The 21,261-nt window shown below is 43.6% G+C and carries 20 protein-coding genes and 1 tRNA gene; 11 read left to right on the top strand and 10 right to left on the bottom strand.

The features are described from left to right. Positions 1–154: 154 nt before the first annotated feature. Positions 155–1,375 (bottom strand): RNA-guided endonuclease InsQ/TnpB family protein, encoded by a 1,221-nt coding sequence (locus V7K27_RS19565; protein WP_334949747.1) that lies wholly within the window; start codon positions 1,373–1,375, stop codon positions 155–157. A gap of 96 nt (positions 1,376–1,471) precedes the next feature. Here V7K27_RS19565 and V7K27_RS19560 point away from each other — a divergent pair, with 96 nt between their 5' ends. The 6 genes from V7K27_RS19560 (at position 1,472) to V7K27_RS19535 (ending at position 7,334) form a co-directional block, all read left to right on the top strand. Then, positions 1,472–3,160: a DUF3352 domain-containing protein gene (locus V7K27_RS19560; protein WP_334949746.1), complete on the top strand. Its 1,689-nt coding sequence runs from the start codon at positions 1,472–1,474 to the stop codon at positions 3,158–3,160. Between the two features lie 329 nt (positions 3,161–3,489). Then, positions 3,490–3,846 (top strand): hypothetical protein, encoded by a 357-nt coding sequence (locus V7K27_RS19555; protein WP_334949745.1) that lies wholly within the window; start codon positions 3,490–3,492, stop codon positions 3,844–3,846. Continuing rightward, positions 3,818–4,774, top strand: a complete 957-nt coding sequence (locus V7K27_RS19550) for a transposase (RefSeq protein ID WP_334949744.1) — start codon at positions 3,818–3,820, stop codon at positions 4,772–4,774. Before V7K27_RS19555 ends, V7K27_RS19550 begins: the two co-directional genes overlap by 29 nt. An 88-nt stretch (positions 4,775–4,862) precedes the next feature. After that, positions 4,863–5,783, top strand: coding sequence for a class I SAM-dependent methyltransferase (locus V7K27_RS19545; protein WP_334949743.1), 921 nt, complete (start codon positions 4,863–4,865; stop codon positions 5,781–5,783). Continuing rightward, a complete protein-coding gene (locus tag V7K27_RS19540) occupies positions 5,776–6,744 on the top strand; it encodes a PrsW family intramembrane metalloprotease (protein ID WP_334949742.1) in 969 nt (322 codons plus the stop codon). Before V7K27_RS19545 ends, V7K27_RS19540 begins: the two co-directional genes overlap by 8 nt. A gap of 32 nt (positions 6,745–6,776) precedes the next feature. Further along, positions 6,777–7,334 carry a Uma2 family endonuclease gene (locus V7K27_RS19535; RefSeq protein ID WP_334949741.1) on the top strand — a complete coding sequence of 186 codons (558 nt, stop codon included), beginning with the start codon at positions 6,777–6,779 and terminating at the stop codon, positions 7,332–7,334. A 199-nt stretch (positions 7,335–7,533) separates the two neighbouring features. Here the strand turns inward: V7K27_RS19535 and V7K27_RS19530 are convergent, their stop codons facing one another. From V7K27_RS19530 to psbD, 7 genes are all read right to left on the bottom strand, one after another. Then, positions 7,534–8,406, bottom strand: a complete 873-nt coding sequence (locus V7K27_RS19530) for a 6-carboxytetrahydropterin synthase (RefSeq protein ID WP_334949740.1) — start codon at positions 8,404–8,406, stop codon at positions 7,534–7,536. Positions 8,407–8,532: 126 nt separating this feature from the next. After that, a complete protein-coding gene (locus V7K27_RS19525; RefSeq protein ID WP_334949739.1) occupies positions 8,533–9,240 on the bottom strand; it encodes a J domain-containing protein in 708 nt (235 codons plus the stop codon). Positions 9,241–9,255: 15 nt separating this feature from the next. After that, positions 9,256–10,218, bottom strand: a complete 963-nt coding sequence (gene cysK, locus V7K27_RS19520) for a cysteine synthase A (protein ID WP_334949738.1) — start codon at positions 10,216–10,218, stop codon at positions 9,256–9,258. Between the two features lie 147 nt (positions 10,219–10,365). Further along, complete coding sequence (locus V7K27_RS19515) at positions 10,366–10,803, bottom strand: RrF2 family transcriptional regulator (protein WP_334949737.1); 438 nt, start codon at positions 10,801–10,803, stop codon at positions 10,366–10,368. A 479-nt stretch (positions 10,804–11,282) separates the two neighbouring features. Continuing rightward, positions 11,283–13,010, bottom strand: a complete 1,728-nt coding sequence (locus V7K27_RS19510; RefSeq protein ID WP_334949736.1) for an iron uptake porin — start codon at positions 13,008–13,010, stop codon at positions 11,283–11,285. 657 nt (positions 13,011–13,667) lie between these two features. Then, positions 13,668–13,952 carry a 4a-hydroxytetrahydrobiopterin dehydratase gene (locus V7K27_RS19505; protein ID WP_334949735.1) on the bottom strand — a complete coding sequence of 95 codons (285 nt, stop codon included), beginning with the start codon at positions 13,950–13,952 and terminating at the stop codon, positions 13,668–13,670. 765 nt (positions 13,953–14,717) lie between these two features. Next, the gene (psbD, locus tag V7K27_RS19500; RefSeq protein ID WP_334827233.1) at positions 14,718–15,773 is read right to left on the bottom strand and encodes a photosystem II D2 protein (photosystem q(a) protein); all 1,056 of its coding nucleotides are present in this window, start codon (positions 15,771–15,773) and stop codon (positions 14,718–14,720) included. 344 nt (positions 15,774–16,117) lie between these two features. On the opposite strand from psbD, the gene V7K27_RS19495 reads away from it, so the two are divergent. The 4 genes from V7K27_RS19495 (at position 16,118) to V7K27_RS19480 (ending at position 18,139) form a co-directional block, all read left to right on the top strand. Continuing rightward, positions 16,118–16,390, top strand: coding sequence for a hypothetical protein (locus tag V7K27_RS19495; RefSeq protein WP_012410874.1), 273 nt, complete (start codon positions 16,118–16,120; stop codon positions 16,388–16,390). 13 nt (positions 16,391–16,403) lie between these two features. Next, positions 16,404–17,081 carry an ABC transporter ATP-binding protein gene (locus V7K27_RS19490; RefSeq protein WP_334949734.1) on the top strand — a complete coding sequence of 226 codons (678 nt, stop codon included), beginning with the start codon at positions 16,404–16,406 and terminating at the stop codon, positions 17,079–17,081. A 291-nt stretch (positions 17,082–17,372) separates the two neighbouring features. After that, the gene (locus tag V7K27_RS19485) at positions 17,373–17,924 is read left to right on the top strand and encodes an NYN domain-containing protein (protein WP_334949733.1); all 552 of its coding nucleotides are present in this window, start codon (positions 17,373–17,375) and stop codon (positions 17,922–17,924) included. A 143-nt stretch (positions 17,925–18,067) separates the two neighbouring features. Further along, positions 18,068–18,139 (top strand) — tRNA-Asn (locus V7K27_RS19480). Between the two features lie 523 nt (positions 18,140–18,662). On the opposite strand, the gene V7K27_RS19475 is transcribed toward V7K27_RS19480, so the two are convergent. Together V7K27_RS19475 and V7K27_RS19470 are read right to left on the bottom strand one after the other, a co-directional pair. Beyond that, the gene (locus tag V7K27_RS19475) at positions 18,663–19,502 is read right to left on the bottom strand and encodes a M56 family metallopeptidase (RefSeq protein ID WP_334949774.1); all 840 of its coding nucleotides are present in this window, start codon (positions 19,500–19,502) and stop codon (positions 18,663–18,665) included. After that, positions 19,502–19,921, bottom strand: a complete 420-nt coding sequence (locus V7K27_RS19470; RefSeq protein WP_334949732.1) for a BlaI/MecI/CopY family transcriptional regulator — start codon at positions 19,919–19,921, stop codon at positions 19,502–19,504. Before V7K27_RS19470 ends, V7K27_RS19475 begins: the two co-directional genes overlap by 1 nt. A gap of 433 nt (positions 19,922–20,354) precedes the next feature. Between V7K27_RS19470 and V7K27_RS19465 the strand changes: the two genes are divergently transcribed. Next, on the top strand, positions 20,355–21,095 hold the full coding sequence (locus V7K27_RS19465; protein WP_334949731.1) for a 2-phosphosulfolactate phosphatase family protein: 741 nt from the start codon (positions 20,355–20,357) through the stop codon (positions 21,093–21,095). Positions 21,096–21,261 lie beyond the last annotated feature (166 nt).

The raw sequence follows: 21,261 nt of genomic DNA, 5'->3' as shown, positions 1-21,261 counted from the left end.
CTGATGTTTTGCACTTTTTTGTCACCGGGTCAAGAGTACTCTTACACCTCGATAGATTCTCATTAAGTACAAATACTCCTAATTATTCTTTTGACATCCTCCCCGCCATCAACGGTCGGGGATTCCTAAGCCTCACGAATTAGGTTTCTGTTTCTTACCCTTCGGGTTCGCCACTTCGACGGAACGGAAACCGTTCCCGCCGAGTGGACTCACCATTGCTGGTTTTTCGCAACTGCCTTTTAGGGGATTCCCTATCGGGTCTTATGTTCGCTCCACAGACTGAAACTGCGAGTCCCGCAGCCAAAATATTCTTACTTGCGTTAATATCCCGATCGTGATGTGTACCGCATTTTGGGCAATCCCACTCTCTGATATTTAGAGGCAGTTTATCTACAATGTGTCCACAATGTCCACATCGCTTAGAGCTAGGAAAGCATCGGTCAATTTTGACGAAGGTACGACCTGTAGCGTCGCACTTGTATTCAAGCTGCCTAACTAATTCCCCCCAACTAGCATCACTAATCGAGAGAGCGAGTTTCCTATTTTTGACCATATTCTTCACAGACAAATCCTCGACTGCTATCAATTGGTTTTCTTGAACCAATCGAGTTGTCAACTTGTGAAGAAAATCATTACGAGCATCGCTAATTTGGGCGTGGACTTTAGCCACTACTAGACGGGATTTATGGCGATTATTAGAACCTTTCTGCTTACGACTTAACGCTTTTTGCGCCTTACGCAATTTCGCTTTTTTTGCCTTAAAGCTTTTGGAATTAGTAATCTTCTCACCTGTACTCAAGGTAACTAAGCTAGTGATACCTAAGTCAATGCCAATAGAGCTAGAAGATTCAGGTAATCTTTCAATCTCGACATCTACTAATATTGAAATAGTCCACCGTCCAGAGGGCGACAGTTTTACCGTAATTGTTGATGGCTCTGCACTTTTTGGGAGTTGCCGACTCCATCGGATATCCAAAGGTTGAGGACATTTCGCTAGAAATACTTGCCCATCTCTAAACTTAAAAGCTGCCTTGGTAAATTCCGCATTGCCGCCGTTATGCTTTTTTTTGAAGTTTGGGTATTTAGCCCGACCTGCAAAAAAGTTACTGAATGCTGTTTGGAGATGTCGCAAGCCTTGTTGCAATGGCACACTGCTAACGTCATTGAGAAACTGCAAGTCTTCTTCCTTTTTCCAACTGGTCAGCATTGTTGATGTTTTTTCGTATCCGACTCGCTCCTGTCGTTCATACCATGCTTCTGTCCTTGCAGCAAGAGCGCGGTTGTAAACTAATCGAGCGCAACCCATAGTCATTCTCAGTAATCTTTCTTGCTCAGAAGTTGGATAGAATCGGTACTTAAAACTACGTTGTGTCATCCTTACATTATAGTATTTATTCCGTAAGAATAGTATAATTAATTAAAGCACTGACCGTGAACGGCGGGGTTTTAAACCCATTTTTCTGATAACAAAATGCCTGAAAGTAAATCAAAGTTTTTCATTCCTGCTGTTGGTGCTGCTGTAGTTGTAGTTGTAGCCGGAAGCCTAGCGGCTTATACGTATTTTAAAAGCCCATCAGCAGGTAGTTCAGATGCTCTAGGCAGTGCTAAACTAGTACCTTCAACAGCATTGATGGCAGCTTATATTACTACTGACCCGGAAGCTTGGGCAAAGTTACAGCAGTTTGGCACTCCAGAAGCACAAAAGTTAGTGGCAAAAGGTCTGGAAGATTTTAACAAGCAAATGTTCAGTGACAGTAACGTTTCTTATGAAAAAGATATAAAGCCTTGGGCTGGTGGTGTGATGATTGCTGTACTGCCACCAAATCCTGTAAAACCGGCACAGTTAAACGTGCCATCTGGGACACCGAATGTACCAGCAAATTTACAACAGAAACCGAATATCCTGATCGTAGTGGGAATCAAGGACAAACTTAGCGCCTTGAATTTTGCTAATAAATTGAAGTCAGAAAAAGGGGTGAAATTCCAGGAATCTGACTATCAAGGTCAAAAAATTATCGAAACTACACAAAATGGCAAGCCGACATATAGCGTAGTTTTAAATAATAGTCACTTGATATTAGCCCCCGAAAAGCAAGCTGTAGAAAAAGCAATTGACACCTTTAAGGGACAGTCTTCTTTTGCCAGTAAAGAAGGTGCCGGTAGCATTCTCAGCAAAGGAGTGGATGTCAAAAACAACCTCGCCCAAATTTATGTACCAGATTATCCAGGTACGGTACAGCAATTAGCAGCCACAAGTCCGCAGGCAAAGCAGTTACCTGCACAAACCCTGACGCAACTCAAGCAGATAAAATCTGTGGTGGCGGGTATTGGTGTTGATGATGCGGGAGTGCGGGTAAAAGCGATCGCTAATTTAGATCCACAACTAAATAAATTTCAGTATCAATCAACTCCTGGGAATATAGTGGGGCAATTTCCGATTGATACCTTTGCTCTGATTAGCGGAAGTGGCATCAGCCGTGGCTGGGAAACGGTAGTAGAACAGTCCAAAGATTATCCACAAATAAAGCAAGTTCTAGAACAAGCGCGATCGCAACTGAAATTTGTGAATATAGACTTGGATAAGGACATTTTTGCCTGGATGAATGGGGAATTTGCCTTTGGTGCGATTCCATCAAATCAAGGAGTGTTAGCGAGTGTTGGTTTTGGAGGTGCTTTAGTATTTGATACTAGCGATCGCAAAACTGCCGAAGCCACCTTAACGAAATTGGATACCCTCGCCAAAACCCAACGAATTAACATCGCCAACAGAAATATCGCTGGTAAAGACGTAACTGAATGGCAAATCCCCCAACAAGGAGCTTTATTGGCGCATGGTTGGCTGGATCAAGATACTGTATTTGTAGCTCTTGGTGGCCCAATTGCAGATTCAGTTAGCGATCGTAAAAATCAATCCCTTGACAATAGCGACACCTTCAAGGCCGTTACTGGTTCTTTGCAAAAGCCCAACGGCGGTTATTTCTACCTGGATATGGATAAAACTAAAACTATGCCCTTGATTAATAGTTTGATATCGTCTAACGCCGATACCATTACTATCCTGGGTTCAATTCGTGGTTTTGGTGTTACCGCCACTAGCCCCGATAAATCCACCAGTCAATTGGAAATGTTGTTAGCTCTCAAGCCTAATACTGTAAAATAGGGCATTGGTGATTATCTGTTATTTTTTACTATTCCCCATTCCCCTTAGTTTTTAGCTAAAACTTCAGTTGCCCCACACTCCTAAAAGTGAGTGTGGGATGCCAGACGAGAGCGACGGGAAACCCGTCTACAGCGCTGGCTCATGAATGCGCGGGAGTGGAGAGAGATGTTTCGACAACGCTCAACACAAGTAGTAATTAATGTTTTTTGGCGTAGCCAGAACAATTAATTACTTTCTTCGTGCCATAACTCATACTCATTATATTTCTTAAGGCAAATACCACAATCTATTGCTTTTGTAAACTAATTTCATTGCCAAGATTGATCAATATGCGTCAAGTCGAAAAGCACATAATCAAGTATGGACATGAGTGGTTTGATTATTGCAGTGATATTACCACCTTTTCCCGACAGCTTTATAACACTGCTCAATTTACTCAGCGCCAAGGGTTTTTCTACGGGTGGGGAACACAAACACAAGCTAGCTTAGACACTTTATTTAAACAAAACGAGAATTACAAAGTAATGCCAGCCAAAGTAGCCCAACTCGTTCTCAAACAGAATGCAGATGCCTGGATTGCTTACTACAAAGCATTGGCAGCCTATAAACTTGATTCAAGTAAGTTTACGGGTAGACCAAAGCCACCTAATTATGTTGATGATAAAAACCGAAGTTTTGTTCAATAATCAAGCAATTGGTAAAAGAGAATTTAGAAAAGGTTCGGTTATCCCATCAATGTCGCCAATTAAGATTCCGGTAAAACCTGGACTAAAGTTTGATGACTTGTGTGAAGTGCGAATTATCCCAAAAACCGGATGCTTTGTTATCGAAGTAGTTTATGAAATTCCAGAGTTGTCAGACTTCAATTGTCGCTTCAATCCTGAGTTGAATGCAGCAATAGACATTGGTTTAGATAATCTAGCGACGATTGTTTTTAACGATCCAAAGATACAGCCAATTATTCTAAACGGCAAACCATTGAAATCAGCAAACCAGTTTTATAACAAGCAGGTTGCAAAGTTTCGAGGTTTTCTGCCCAATAGTAAAGCCAAATCAACGCGAATTGCGAATATCGTTCGTAATCGCAATCAATTCGTGGATTCATATTTACATCAATCCACGAAAATGATTGTGAATGAGTTTCTATCTCTTGGTGTAACCCACGTATCAATCGGAAAAAATGAACAATGGAAAACACGTCTTAATTTAGGGAAGCGTACAAACCAGAATTTTACTCAAATACCACACGCTAAATTTATCGAAATGCTGACTTATAAACTAGAACGAGTCGGCATCACAGTTAAGGTTGCAGAAGAATCTTATACAAGTAAGGCTTCTGTTATTGATTGGGACATTATCCCAACTTATAACCATAACAACTTTCGTAAGCACATCTTCTCCGGGAGACGTATTCAACGTGCGTGGTATGTGAGTAAGGGTGGTTTCAAAATTCATGCCGACGTGAACGCCTCGTTCAACATCGGCAGAAAAAGTAATCCTGAAGGTTTCGACTCTCTCAAGTCTATTCTAAGGGATAGGGGATGTCTGGTAGTACATCCAAGGCGGATAACTCCACTATTTAAGCGTGTTCATGCTGAATGTAGGGTTGCTTAAACCTAAATTGCGGATGTCTGACTATATTTGACTATGCAATTTGGAACTATGTCATAAGTAGAAAAGGCTGTTAACTGCAAACTGATTTATGACTGCTGCTGTAAACACTAATCTTGGTTTAGCTTCCCGCTTGGTAAATGGCATATTGGCAATCAAGCCTTTAGCTAACCTAGCCAAACATCAAGCTAGACAAATGATGATTAAACGTGCCGAGACAATTGGTGTGCCTTGGACGCAAGAAGTCGAGACACTACAGGCGCTTGATTGGAAGGCTGATCTAGCTCAAGTAGAAAATCCCCAGCTTTCCTACCCCGATTACTACGTCACCTCATTCCATGCCTATGAAACCGGAAATCTCAGTTGGCAAGCCGCTTTTGAGGTAGAACCTGCTGCTTACGCTGTCCACGCTAAGATTTGGCAGGACGCCCAAGCACAAGGCGATCCGATGCTGCGCCAAAGTTACCACAATATCCTCAAAAGTCAAATCCCTAACGAGCCGCAAAATATCTTAGATGTAGGGTGTAGTGTTGGCTTGAGTAGTTTTGCCCTACAAGCAGTTTATTCTCAAGCTAAAATTATCGGCTTGGACTTATCTCCCTACTTCTTAGCCGTTGCCAATTACCGCGCTCAACAACGTCAAGCTAAAATAAACTGGCTTCATGCCCAAGCTGAATCAACTGGACTACCAGACGCCTCGTTTGATTTAGTCTCCATTTTTCTGATGTGCCACGAACTACCACAATCAGCAACCCGACAGATTTTAGCTGAAATGCGGCGTGTGCTGCGTCCGGGTGGCTACTTGGCAATCATGGACATGAATCCGAAATCTGAAGTTTACCAGAAAATGCCAGCTTACATTTTGACCTTGCTCAAAAGTACTGAACCGTATTTAGATGAATATTTTGCTTTGGACATTGAGCAAGCTATTGTTGAAGCGGGTTTCCAAACTCCCACTATCACTAACAATACTCACCGTCACCGCACAATAATTGCTCAGGTGAGTGGTTGATTTTTCTCTACTATTGTGGGCAGCAATACCACCGTTGCTGCTGCTAGGCTACTACTACTATCGGGTGCCATTTGCCCCACCTCTGTTAAAGTTACTAATGTTCTTTATCGTCGGGGCAATATCTGGGATCTTAGCCCTTAGCCTCGAATGGGCTTTTGAAATTGTAGCCAACTCTTTTGTAGACTGGCAACAGATTAAGCGATCGCTTCCTGGTATAGCCTTGCGGCAGCTTGTGGAAGTAGGCCCAATTGAAGAAGGCTGCAAGTTGGCAGCAGTTGTTGTCCCCACTTGCTATCTACAACGCAGGTATCGATTACTTCACTCTACCGTTTTCCTCTTCACCATAGCCGTTGCCTTTGGATTCACTGCGGAGGAGAATTGGATTTACCTTTTCCACGGTACCGCATCAATTCTTGACCGGATTATCGGCACGCCAGTCCACGCCATGTTCTCTGCACCTTGGGGATATGCTTTAGGAATATACATTTCCTCCCACACTCGGTTAAATCGAGACAGGAAGTTAATTTTTAGGGCTTGGCTAAATTCTGTAATTTGTCATGGGTTAGTTAATCTCCTATCTAGTGCTGGACGTTACTCAATACCCCTAAATTTCCTTACTTATGGTTTATTTCCGTTTCTGTTGTGGATGTTTTGGCGACTGGAACAATTACTGCGAAAAGTGCAAGGTAAATCTGTAATTACCCTGATTTCAGAGCGTATACCCCAGCGCCGTTACTGGCAAAGAAGTTTAGTACTGTTTGCCCTCGTGCTGGGTGGAAACGCTATTTTTGGGTTGTTTCTCTTAGCCAGAACTCTTAGTCCTTTGAGTCCGCCGAAACTTTTTGACAGTGATATTTTGTGGTTTATAGTTACTCGGTTTTTACTAAATCTCTTTTTTGGAGTTTTAGCCTGGGGCATTTATCGCTATTTGCGACATTCCGCCCGTCGTCGGTATTTTTAAAATATCATTTAAGAAAATGCTAGGGGGTTTCTATGCAAACAACTCCAGTGCGTTGGACGACTGCTGATCTAGAGTTCTTTGCTAGCGATCGCAAAAATCGCTATGAGATTATTGATGGAGAGCTATTTGTGACTAAATCACCTAGTTGGGATCATCAATCAAGTTGTGGCAATATTGTTACAGTTCTTAACAATTGGTCAGATGAAACTGGTTTAGGTAAAGCTGCGATCGCACCTGGAATTATTTTCTCAGATTCTGACAATGTGATTCCTGATGTGGTGTGGGCAAGTCATGAACGCTTAAAACACTTGCTAGATGAAGCTGGCCATCTCACAGGCGCACCAGAGTTAGTAGTAGAGGTTTTATCTCCCGGTGCAAAAAACGAGAAACGCGACAAGGAAACAAAGCTAAAGCTGTACTCGGTGCAAGGGGTTCAGGAATATTGGATTTGTGATTCTATACAGAAGAAAGTTGAAGTTTATCGTCGTGAACAGGCTGCATTAAAGTTAGCAGTTACTTTATTTAGTCAAGATGAATTGACAAGTCCTTTGCTACCTGGCTTCAACTGCTTAGTTAGTAAACTTTTCTAGCTGGGCATGGGGCATGGGGATGATATAAATTCCCTATATCAAGCGATGTGCAACTTATTCTTAGAACCCCGCTTCCATTCCTCTCCCCCACTCCTGAGAGGCTTTGATTCTTGCTCCCCAACGCTGGTAGGGAAGGGGTTGGGGGTTAGGTTTGAAAGAAAGTTGAACACGGCGTTATGTCCTATGCCTTTCCAATTACCTAAACTTGTGCCAATACTGGCTGATTCACGGCTGCACTGGCCGACTCTGATTCTGACTCAGTACAGTAGATTTCACAGGAGTTATTAGGACTTTCAATCAATTTTACTTTGTAAAGTTTAGCTCCCAATTCCTGAATAGGCGATCGCAGTAAATTACTAATGTAAAGTGCGATATTCTCAGCAGTCGGCACAACTTCGGCAAAGTAAGAAATGTCTTTGTTCAAAAAGGTGTGATCGAATGGCTCTATCACATAATCTTCTACCACTTGATTCAGGGCAACTAAATCGACAATCATGCCGGTGCGTGGGTCAATTTTCCCTTTGACAGTGACTTCTAGATGGTAGTTGTGTCCGTGACCGTTGGGACGAGCGCACTTACCATAAATCTCAGTGTTTTCTTCGTTACTGAGGTTAGGATGAGCTAGCCGATGGGCAGCGCTAAAGTGAGTACTGATGGTGAGGTAGGCTTCCATTGCGTTTCCCATATAATCTGCCCAAAGTTCAGGATGTTCAAATAACTGCACACGGACTAGAGGCAAATGGGGTGCTAACCTCTGCCAGATAATCCGTGCAATATTCTCAGTGGTGGGCAGAGTTTGTTGAAATTCTGCCCACACATCGTTGAGATAAGAAAAGTCCAATTGACTGGTAATTTCCCGTTGGATTACGTGTTTCACATCAGACAAGTTCAGCACCATGCCATATTGATCCAATTCCCCGGCTAGGGAGATGAATAAGACATAATTATGTCCGTGTCCCGGAAATCTAGAGCAAGCACCAAAGTTCTCAATATTCTCGGCTTCACTCAGTTCTGGCAACCAATAGCGATGACTTGCCGAAAACTGGGCGCGGCGATTAACAATACATTGCATGAGTACACTATGAGCAGAATTTAAAATTTCTTAATCTTTTTCTGTTTCCAGCATAAACTAATTTCTTTGTCAGTTGTCATTAGTCATTTGTTATTTGACTAATGACCAATGACTAATGACCAATGACTAATGACTATTTACAGACACTTGCGCCTCACAATGTAATCCCGTAGCTATGCGGAATAATTCTTGACCTGTGTGTAAATAACGCTCATCGTAGTTCAAAGGAAAGTAACCCAACTCTTCAAGTCCATCTGCTACTTGATCGAGGCTGTAGTAAAGATGAGCCGCCGTTCTTGCTAGACTAGGGGGATTTGGCAGGGAGCGAAAAGTAATTTGTGCTTGCTTGAGGTCATCTCGACAGGCTTGTAAATATTCCTGAAATTCATCTAACAACTGATCATCAAAGGGATCAGCCGCTAATTGATCCATTTGTTCTTCTAGAGAATACAAAATGTTACAAAGTAAGCGATTAACTGGTTGGTAAACTTGGCGCAGCCATTCCTCAACTTGCTCGTCAACATCCCGTCCTGTTTTTCGTCTTGTCTGGTAATGCTTTTGCGCCGATGCTGTACGCTGTTGGCGATCGCTATTTAAATTTTGAGACTCATCTTGCAGTTGTTGGTCATAATTGCGGCGATTTTGGTTATCGCCTAAAACCTCATAAGCTGCATTGATGCGGATAATCTGCTCGTAATCGGCTGTTTGGTGATTACTGTCGGGATGAAACAACTTAACCAAGCGGCGATAAGCTTGCTTAATCTCCGCAAGGCTTGCACTTGGACTAACTTTGAGAGTTTCGTAATGGTTAGAAACGTGCTTAGAATTGACCATTAATTCAATGTATCGTTAACTGACGCTAGCGGCTAACCTTGCCTCCAGGTCTTGGAACAACGGCGTACTCAAATACCTCTCACCAAAACTGGGCTGAATCATCACAATTAAACGCCCTTTGTTTTCTTGACGTTGAGCAACGCGAACTGCTGCACATAAAGCTGCACCACTGGAAATGCCAGATAGTAGCCCTTCTTCTTTTGCTAAACGCCGACTGTAGGCGATCGCTTCTTCATCGGTGACGGTAATCACTTCATCAATCAATTTTATCTTTAGGACTTGGGGAATAAACCCAGCACCAATTCCCTGGATTTTGTGTGGGCCTGGTCGTCCCCCCGATAAAACTGGGCTATTGGCTGGTTCAACAGCGATCGCCTTAGAACTAGGCTTGCGTGCTTTAATAACTTCTGCTACACCAGTGATCGTACCACCTGTGCCGACCCCTGCCACAATTATATCCACTTGTCCATCGGTATCTTCCCAGATTTCAAGAGCAGTAGTTTCCCGATGCACTCTTGCATTGGCTGGATTGCGAAACTGCTGCAACATATAGGTATTTGGTGTAGTATTAACTATTTGCTGCGCCCGTCCAATTGCCCCACTCATGCCTTCCATACCTGGTGTTAGTTCCAGTTCTGCTCCATAAGCCCGCAACATTGCCCGTCGTTCCCCAATCATTGTCTCTGGCATTGTCAAAATTAATCGATAACCCTTTGCTGCTGCTGCCATTGCTAGGGCAATTCCTGTGTTTCCAGAGGTCGGTTCTACCAATACTGTCTTAAAAGGAGTAATCAGCCCTTCCTCTTCGGCGGCATTAATCATACTCACCCCAATCCGATCTTTAACTGATGCGGATGGGTTCATACTTTCCAGTTTCACCACAATTTCCGCAACACATCCTTCTGTTTGGGGAATGCGGTTCAACTGCACTAGGGGCGTACAACCAGCCAATTCTGTAATGTTACGAGCTATTCGCATAATTTAGTCCTTAGTTATGAGTTATGAGTTATGAGTTATGAGTTATGAGTTATGAGTTATTTGTCATCAACAAATGACCAATGACAAATGACCAATGACAAATGACCAATGACAAATGACAAATGACCAATGACAAATGACTCTTGACTAAATGTAGTACATGATATCGAACTGCCGCCGGGAATCTCGTTTTTCACAAAGATCCTGGAGCGTATATTTTTGCAACACTGAATTTGCCGCGCGACTTGCTTCTTGCCAAATTTCGTCTATAACCGAACTGTCTACCGTTTTGGAATTAACGTTTTCTTCACAAGTTCGCACATCTAACCCTTCTAAACATTCCAAAATCTCAAAAAGGATTATTTTTCGGGGTTCTCGCGTTAACAGATAGCCACCTTTTGCTCCGCGCTGACTCTTGACTATACCCCCACGCCTCAAGGTTGCTAGTAGCTGTTCCAGATAGCGATCGGGTATGTTTTGTTGTGCTGCAATTTGTCGAATTTGCAGAGGTTCGCCACTTTCGTAATGAGCCGCCATCTCTAATAAGGCCAGAATTGCGTATTCCGATTTACATGATAGTTCCACAAGCAGCAATAAGTTAGGGGTTAGGAGTTAGGAGTAGAGACGCGATTAATCGCGTCTGTATTGGAGTTAAGAGTTATTCAATTTGGATTTTAGATTTCGGCGTGAGCGCTCAGTCCTTAAAAATCAGGACGCTACGCGTAGCAAGATCCCGTTCGCCCCTGGCATCTCGTAGGGAAGGGTACGACAAGGCTCAGGAACCATCGAACGCTTTTTCCTTGAATCTAAAATCCAAAATTCAAAATCTCAAATTTTTCTTAGTCCGCCTTTGCGGACTAAGTTTCTGTAGCCGCGAATGTCCTTCGCCAGGGCTTCAGATAAAACCCACCATAACTCCTAACTCCTAACTCACAACTCCTAACTTTTCTAGTATACTCCGGTTAACCACTGGGGTTTGTTAGTTGTTGCTATGGGCAACAAAAAGCCCCGCCTGATGGCGGGGAGCAATAGAGTTCAATAATTGTCAGTGGATAGTCAACACTCTAGAAGGTGAAAGTTGTTCTGAGCGTACCGATAATCGCATCGTCGTTATTGCTGTTTTGACCAGGAGAGGTCAACCAGATTACACCAGGGGTGATTGAGATGTTATCAGAAACACGATACTTGTAGAAGCCTTCAAAGTGATAAGGTATATCATTTCCAACAAAACCTGGTCGGTTAAAGGAATAGGGTTCTGCACCAGCAAAAATACCTAAAACGTTACCCTTTTTACCGAAATCAGGTAAGGCTACTCCAATACCATAGCTCCAAGCTTGAAAATTATCATTTGCACCGAAGCCGATGACATCGTGGTAAGAGACGAAGCCACTAATTGACAGCTTGTCGCTGGGTCTAAACGCAGCCTCCACACCATAGGAATTACTTGAAGATCCATTTGTGGTACTCAGAATATTAGCTTGTCCAGTACCTACTGCAACATCATTTCCAAAAGTTCCATCTGAGGTGGAACCTGAGTTGAACAACAAACCACCTGGACCATTATATCCGTGAACGTAGGTAGCAGCTAAAGCTATGCGATCGCCAACACTAAAGTTCAACTGTCCAAGAGCTGCATAGTCGCCGTTGGTCAGACCTTGACCAATACCAGGATTATTAGCTTCCGATGCCAAGTAACCCGCAGTGATTGAACTATTTCCCAGGATGCCGCCACCTTTACCAAGGGGTAGATTGAGCGCTATACCTGCACCTCCACCAATCCGATAGATGGGACTTTCAGAAGCCAAGGTAGATAAAGCACCGTTACCGCCGTCGGTTTGGTCGAAAAAGTAAGGGTTGTTGACGGAAGCATAATGGCTGTGTCGTCCGCCACTAGCTGCGAGGTAAACATGGGCTGGGCCTATGGGAACTTCATATGTCAAGCGGTCAATCTTGACACTGTTGTTACCATCCCCAGCACCGACTTGAAATGTTTGTGTGCCTTCAGCAGTAGAAAGCGGATTACCAGCGTTATCAAATGTTGCAAAGGATCTTGCATTACCAGCAGATAGACGAGTATGTAAAACGTCTCTACCCGTGAAACTGGTTTGCAAGTCTAAACGTACCCGATCTTGGAAGACGGTATTGTTGTTGTCACCAATCTTACCCCCAAACACATCAGTAACACCAAAAATGGCTTCACCGACTAGTTTGGTAGTAGTGGAGAACTGATTAGCTTCCAATTCAGCAGTCCGCGCTTCTAAGGAATCTACACGACCGCGTAGAGTTGCCAATTCTGCGGAAAATTCTTCTTGCAACCGTTGTAAGGTAGCTAAATCTTGTTTCGTCACCAAGTCAGCTGTTGCTGTGGCAATCAATTCGTTAACCCGATCTAAACAGGCATTCAAACCAGCCGCAAATTCATACCGAGTTAAAGCCCGATTACCGCGATAAGTGGCATTCGGATAACCTGCAATACAACCATAGCGCTCAACCAAGGACTGCAATGCTTGGAATGCCCAGTCGGTGGGTTGGACGTCGGAAAATTGAGAAACCGATGTTACTTGAGACTGAGAGTTATTTTGGTTGCCTTCGTTGCTGTAGCGGTTAACTTGATCTATCGTTGTTTGAGCCAATATTTCTGGCTGTTGGGCAACTTCCGTTACACTCGCTTGTTTGGCTGCTGATACTTCAGTGCTTGTACTTGGAGCCGCAATTGCTGTTGTCGAAACTAACAATGTTGCTCCCAAAATTGCTGGGCTAACCACTAAGGATTTCCACAAGAGATTAGACATTTTCCTTTACTCCTCACACCTTGTTTAGATAATTGGCTTCGTTACACCTAAATCTCAAAAATGCAACATCTCATTGAAACCTGTGGATGAGGCATAGTCGTCACTACTACAATTTTAGTTTTTGCAAAGCTAATAAACGATTAACTTAGGGTTAAAAACTTATGTGATTAACTTATGCAAAAACATATCTTTATATCATAACATTATAAAACATTCGATCTAGATGGCAAGAGGAGAGGGATCGCCTTAGTAACTGTCACACATAGTTATCTAAATATCTAAGTAGGGAGTAGAGTTTAGGGCATTCGCTCCCTACGCAAGCTAAATTACTTAAAGGTTTAGACACTTAGCAGTTTCTCAGGAAAAATCACTTCTTGCACTTAGCCCTAGTCTAAATCCCACACCAGTTAGAACACACTCGTCGGCTATATACAAACGTAGGCAAAGCCTTCTCGCAGGCTAGTTCCCCTAGTATTGTTTGAATAAACACAAAATCAGGAATCAAGGTTATTTAAACCCGCGCACTCCAAAGCAAAACCCATACCTCTATTCTTTAGCAAGCTACGGGCTGCGTCTATCTCAGGAGAAGGATAGGCGGGTTTTGTCTGCGTCGCGGTCACTTCCAATCGCCTGGTGCAAGATGTCAGAAGAAATCACTTAGTTGATTTGGGAAATCACCTGCGCTACATCAAAGTCTGTCTGCGTCAACCCGCCTGCATCATGTGTTGTCAGTGTAATCTTCACTTTGTTGTAGGAAATCTCTATATCTGGATGATGTCCTGCTGACTCAGCCGGCTCCACCAGCTTATTGACAAACTCAATTGCTTGGATAAAATCCTTGAATGTGCGGGTAATTTGCAACTTCTTGGAGTCTTCAACAGTCCAATCTGACAGAAGCTTTGCTTGTTCTTGAATTTCCGCTTTAGTGAGTAGTTGTGCCATATCAAAAAATTCCTCTCCTATATATTTGATTTGTTACATCTTGCATCTGATAAAGGCAAACCCCTTTTATTTTCCACACAGAAAGTATGAGAGGAGAAACTAAGGCATAATGCGTGTGTGTATATTTAAATCACACTTGGTAGATAGAGCCTATTGCTCACTTCTGGTCAGACTCGAAGGTTTAATGCAAAATATTTTTCTTTTTAAGAAAACTTCAATGCGTTGGCATCGCCATCTAAGTTTTTAACAGCAACCCTTGATAAAACAAAAGTCACCCACAAAAAACTATCCGCGCTGGTTTAGATCAGTTGATCTAAATCAGCGCGGTCTAGCGGGTCTTCAGGTTGCAACCAGACTGCCGGAAGGAACTCCGAGCTTGCCTAGCTACTTGAGCTAACTTAGTCTCTCAAGATGACTAAGGCTAACTTTAGAGAACAGCCCCGGCACACAGCCGGCTAACTGCAACCTGATGACCCATGCTTTTACTACTTTCAATCATGGGCATCACCTCCTTATTGCCTAAGCGGTCTTAGTTTTAAAAGGGCAGAGTATTTACTCTGGGTTTATCACCTTCACCTAATATAACACATAAATTTAGAGATATTAACCATATACAGAAAAAATCCCCCACCAAAAGGCGGGAGATCCTGGAAAATGGGGAATATTGACACTTTATTGGCTGATCACAAGGAGGTTATTTAATCCGGGTGGTGTCAATTTTCAGCAACCACAACCTTGATTCAAGTCATGGTCAGCTTTTAATTCTTAGAGAGCATTACCGCGAGGTAGAACTTCCTCAGGGAATACAAATTGTTCGTGGGGTTGATCTTGAGGAGCCATCCAAGCGCGGATACCCTCATTCAGCAAAATGTTTTTGGTATAGAAGGTTTCAAACTCTGGGTCTTCCGCCGCCCGTAATTCTTGGGAGACGAAATCATAAGCCCGCAGGTTGAGTGCTAAACCGACGATGCCGACGGCGCTCATCCATAAGCCTGTGACTGGCACAAACAACATGAAGAAGTGCAACCAGCGCTTATTTGAGAAGGCAATCCCGAAAATCTGTGACCAGAAACGGTTTGCCGTCACCATTGAGTAGGTTTCTTCTGACTGGGTGGGATTGAAGGCGCGGAAAGTATTAGCACCTTCACCATCTTCAAACAAGGTATTTTCTACTGTGGCTCCGTGAATGGCGCATAATAAAGCACCACCCAATACACCAGCAACGCCCATCATGTGGAAGGGGTTGAGTGTCCAGTTGTGGAAGCCTTGCAGGAATAATAGGAAGCGGAAAATTGCCGCAACGCCAAAGCTAGGTGCAAAGAACCAGCTAGATTGTCCCAAGGGGTACATCAAAAAGACGCTGACGAATACCGCAATCGGGGCAGAGAAGGCGAGGGCGTTGTAAGGACGGATACCTACTAGACGCGCAATTTCAAATTGCCGCAACATGAAGCCAATCAAAGCGAAGGCTCCGTGTAGAGCCACGAATGGCCACAAGCCACCCAGTTGGAACCAACGGGTGAGGTCGCCTTGGGCTTCTGGTCCCCACAACAGCAATAGGGAATGTCCCATGCTGTCTGCGGGGGTGGATACTGCCACTGTGAGGAAGTTAGCACCTTCTAGGTAGGAGGAGGCTAATCCGTGGGTGTACCAAGAGGTGACGAAGGTGGTGCCGGTCAGCCAACCGCCTAGTGCTAGGAAAGCGCAGGGGAATAATAGTATCCCTGACCAACCTACGAATACGAAGCGATCGCGCTTGAGCCAGTCGTCTAGAACGTCAAACCACCCTCTACTGGGGGCGCGTCCAACTGCGATGGTCATGAGAGCAAATCTCCAAATGTTTATAATTACAGGTTGTATCTGTATTATAGATGGCTAGATAAAAGCCTTCCATAAGCAGAAAGTTAACCGGGTTGTTAACCAAGTTTACAATTTTTTACATACCTTTAATCATATTAGGTGCAAATCGCTAATTTTTCTAGGGTATTTGTCATAAAAATTAATTTTTGATCTAGATAAAGTTAGATATAGATGTGGAGCAGGGAGTAGGGGGACAAAGAAAATAACCATGCCCAATGCCCAATGCCCAATGCCCCATGCCCATTTCCCTAGAATCACTCAGCTGACGCTAAAATGAGTCCACAGTTAAATTTGATTATTGCTAAATGTTTACCATCGATTTAAGCATCAGAAACACTGCTTTCCCGATCTCAGTACAACGTAAGTCAGCAGAGGATGCTGAGGCTGTCTATCAGCTAATTTTGGCAGCAATACGCTCTGGGAACCCTGATATTGTGGAACTCAAGTGCGAGGGCAAGACAGAGAAAAAAATTGCTGTCCGCGCTAGTGAAATTTCTGGGGTGCAGATTGTTCAGAAAGATGGTACAACCCCTGGTGGTGGCAGACCTCCTGGCTTTTTCGCTGTAGCTGCTGAGTAACCAAGGTTGACAAATGGCTCAAGTGGGCATTGAGGTCAAGGATTTAAATTTCAGCTGGCCGAATGGAGAGAAAGTTATCAAATCTTGCTCTTTAGAAGTACCCAAGGGTGAGTTTTGGATGCTCTTGGGTACAAATGGCAGTGGAAAATCAACGTTACTTAGACTGCTGGCGGGGCTATTAGCTCCTGAATCTGGCGAAATTCGGGTTTTGCACCCGGTTGGCTTTGTCTTCCAAAATCCTGATCATCAACTGGTGATGCCAACGGTTGGTGCTGATGTGGCTTTTGGTTTGGTGGAAGAAAAGTTGCCACCTGCTGCTACAAGAGCCAGGGTTGAGGAGGCGCTAGGGGCGGTGAATTTGCTTACCCTGCAACGACGCCCTATCTATGCACTCTCTGGGGGACAGAAACAGCGAGTCGCGATCGCTGGTGCGATCGCCCGTCGCTGTGAAGTCTTATTATTAGATGAACCCACTGCCTTACTAGATCCAGATAGCCAACTGGATTTAGTTGCTGGTGTCCGCCGCCTTGTCAAAAGTCGAGGTCTTACAGCCCTGTGGGTAACGCATCGATTAGACGAGTTAAATTACTGTGACGGCGCTTTCTTACTAGAAAAAGGTTCTCTTGTTGATGGGGGTGAAGCCCAGCGCCTTAAACAACGTCTGATGGAGGTAGACAGCGAAGCCTCTTAATTAGGTGCTGAGTTACGAGTTCTGAGTAAAGTAAAAACTACTCAGGACTTTTGCGCCGAGTATATGTTTCGTTCTTTCTGGGCGGTCTTTTCACTCAGCACTATTAAATAAAGTGATGCCACGCGCCTTTGTTCAAAAGGCGCGTTTTAAATTAGTGCGTCTATTTTAAGGTAAGTTTTATGAGCTTATCGCATTTTTGTCTTGTGTAACATAGTGCTACACACAACGCATCAATTATTATAAAACTTATGAATGAATTTTGTAAACTCTAGAAAATTGTGATTAAAAACCATGTCCCGTTCCTTACTCCAAGCCGTTTTGTTAGTGGACGGCTACAATATAATAGGCGCTTGGCCTTGCCTTAAAAAAACGCGTGATAGTGTTGGACTAGAGGCAGCACGGGGCGAACTTGTGGAAGCGATGACTGGTTATAGTGCGTTTCAAGGTTATGCAACTCAAATAGTTTTTGATGCCCAATATCAGAATTGCTCTAGTAATAAAGAAATTATTACTGAGCTTTTATCAGTTTATTACACTGATTTTGGGCAGACAGCAGATACTTATATTGAAAAATCTTGTGCTTCTTTTCGCCAGCAAATAGCCCAATGTCTGATTTCTCGTGTGATTGTCGCTACATCAGATCGGGCACAGCAGCTGATGATACAAGGGTATGGGGCTGAATGGTTGTCGGCACAACAACTCTGTGGGGAAGTGGAAGCTACAGTTTGTCGGATGCGACAGAAGTATCATACGCGCAAACAATCTAAGAGTAGGTTTTTAGCCAATGCCATTGATGCTAAGGCGCGGCAGCGTCTGGCTGAATTACGAATGGGATTACAGTAAATATTTAGTATTTAAAAGTCTCTGCTTAAGTTTCTGAATGGATTTTGGCTGCAAAATTTCTATAATTAAGCATTTAAAAAAAATATTGGCCAAAGTACTTGCCAAATCCTATTTTTAGCCCTACTATTATAAATCGTGGGTGGTCCTCAGTAGCTCAGTGGTAGAGCGATCGACTGTTAATCGATTGGTCGCTGGTTCGAATCCAGCCTGGGGAGTTTAGCAATTTTGGATTTTAAATATACAGCAGAATTCAGAATTAAGGAGTCAGAATTCAGAAGTAAAATAGGCTTTATATCTGGATTTGAAACGAATTCTTGTATACTTCACTTTCCTTGAAATCTGTTGTAAAAGCCTTAGCGATTAGAAATCGTGGCTGCACAGACAAAACGCGCCTACGCGGGTTATTTCATCAAGTCCACGCAGTTGAACTTGGTTTGTATCGTAGTAAATTCTATTCCAATACGCTTGGATTAAGGATTTTTGGTGCTGATTTTAAACCTGTAAAGATGCGAAATTGGACTTCGCTTCTCTACTAAGGATTTTGGGCTTAAGGTGAATTGTAGTAATAAATTTACCATAGTCGTTGGTTTCGACTCAGATCAACCAACTTGGGAGCATCTCAATGAGTGTAAAAAGCCTTGTAAAACCTCACCCCAACCCTCTCCGTGGGTTCGGAGAGGGAGCAAGAATCTTGTTTCTTATCTGGTATATTTGCTTTTACTGAGATGCTCCCAAGCATTAACTATGAAATATCACAGCTACTAAAGGCAATAATGCCAAAAGAAAACTATGCCAAGACTGCAATTGAGTTTCTTGGATTGGTTCTGGTGGCGCTAATAAGGCTTCGATTCTTTGTTCTAAGCGATCTGCACCAGAGGAACCTAATGCAGCACAGCAAATTTCCGATAAGACGGGGCTGCTACTAACTACTAATAAAAGTGATTCCGCTAGCACCAGAGGGTCTACTTGTAATGCTGCATAGCCATCGGCACGGAGTTCGCGCAAAGATAACAGTTCTTCCCACAAAGGCTCTGTATTCGGCAACCATGCAGTGCAGGAACGCACCCAACCCAGCCAAAAAAACCAGAATGTATCCCTATAATAGTGATGCCCTTGCTCATGGGCTAAGACGCTTTCTAAATGATGTGGTGAGAGAGTTTGTAGTAATCCCTGACTAACCACTAATTCTGGTTGCCAAAAACCAATTTGACCCGCAAACAACGCGCCCGTTTGCAGTAACCTGGCTCGTTTATCCCCCAAATTCACCAGAGGACAGTTACGCGCAGATTCTACAGACTGCCAACCCTGGAAGGCAAGTTTAATACATAAAATGGCAAAAAATGCCAAATAAATTAATGCCACTACATAGCTGATCGAGCCTGTGTACATCCCGCCCATTTGTCCTTGAGGCCCCATAAACAGCACAGCGATCGCTGTCATGAAAATTAACAGGGGCGGGAAGAGGAATAGAAATAGCGATCGCCTCCACCGCAAACTCCAACTGCCTTGGTGTTGATTCCAAGAGGATCTTAACCACCAGGCAACTGCCAAAGCATTCAAAATCATTATTAGATGCATCATTTTTCCTCCCTGGCTTGGCGTGCAGATTGAATGCGTTTAGCGATCGCTGCTATTTGCTCACTAGCGGCTTCATCTAGGCTATCGGCGAAGGCAGCAACAACATCGGGGTTCCCCACCGCCAGAAATCGCTGTAACTGCTCGTGAGCTTTAATGATATCTGATTGCTGCTTACTCAGCATTGGTCGCCAATAGAATGCTCGCTCTTTCTTATCGCATGCCAGCCAACCTTTATCAGTGAGGCGTCGTAGAACGGTGGTTACAGAAGTATAAGCTAATTCCCGGTTGGGATCAGCCAGAATGCGATCGTGTACATCCTTTACTGTGGCTGAACCAAGTTCCCAGATGATATTTAAAATTTCCGCTTCTAATGGGCCTAAAGATAGTTGTTTAGGGCGGTAGTCGGGTAAAGGTGCCATAGCGATTTTGATGGGGAGTGGGGAATGGGGAGTGGGGAGTGGGGAGAGACGCGATTAATCGCGTCTGTACTGGAAAATGAGTGAATATTTGTCCCTTAGCGCTGTAACCTTGAAGCTGTAACTTTTTCCCCTTTTAGAAGGTCTGTTCTTGTTTTAGATTACAAGATGGTGCAGCAAGTCTGAAAGTCTAAAATCATAAAAATGGGCTTTTTGAGTATTTATTAGGGATTAGGGACTCTTAAGATTTACTTAAAACCCCGCCCCTAATGAGCGGATTTCTTCCCCACTCCCTACTCCCCACTCCCATTTATATATTCCATTGTGCATTTTGATGGTAAAAAATGCTCCAGCAGCAAATGTGACTATAGTTAGTGACATTAACTAGGTAAAATGTTATTTGCGGCAGTAGTATTAAAGCAGGTGTATCCAGCGCGTGAAGCTATTCGTATATCACACTCCTGAATTGACTCCAACGGATAAAGTACCAGAATGTGCGATCGCAGTCGATGTATTGCGAGCCACTAGCACAATTGCGACAGTTTTGGCAGCTGGAGGCGAAGCTGTACAAGTATTCAGCGATTTAGATCAGTTAATTGAAGTTAGCGAAAAATGGCCTGCCCAAAAACGTCTGCGGGCTGGAGAACGCGGCGGCGCAAAAGTAGCTGGCTTTGAGTTGGGTAACTCTCCCCTCGACTGCACACCAGAATTGGTGGAGGGGCGGCGTTTGTTTATCAGTACCACAAATGGCACTCGTGCTTTACAACGGATAGAAGACTCCCCAAATGTATTAGCAGCAGCCTTAATTAACCGGGCGGCGGTGGTGCAATTTCTCCTAGAGTTGCAACCAGAGATCGTGTGGATTGTCGGTTCCGGTTGGGAAGGCAGTTTTTCTTTAGAGGATACAGTTTGTGCGGGTGCGATCGCTCATAGTCTTTTACAGCAAACCACGTTGTCAGCAGAAGAACTAGCTGGTAATGATGAAGTAATTAGTGCGATCGCTCTTTACTCTCAATGGCAAGATAACTTATTGGGATTACTTCATCAAGCTAGTCACGGTCAACGCTTGTTGCGTCTTGACTGTCAAGAAGATTTAAAATATTGTTCCCAAACCGATATTTTAGATGTCTTGCCCATACAACGAGAAACGGGAGTATTAAAAAGTCAAAGGAAATAGGGAATGGGGAATGGGGAGTGGGGAGTGGGGAATAGGGAAGAAACTTCGGAACGTAGATTAAATAAAATGGAAAACTTCATCCTGTCTCTAGCTTCCCTCTCCAATATATCGGAGAGGGATTGAGGGTGAGGTAAGCCAGGGACATAAATTGTATGTTATTTAATTC

Origin of the sequence: Nostoc sp., from assembly GCF_036919575.1 — a bacterium.
Lineage (GTDB): Bacteria > Cyanobacteriota > Cyanobacteriia > Cyanobacteriales > Nostocaceae > Nostoc.
The sequence above is the reverse complement of the archived record's forward strand: the minus strand, read 5'-3'. Positions and strand labels throughout refer to the sequence as shown.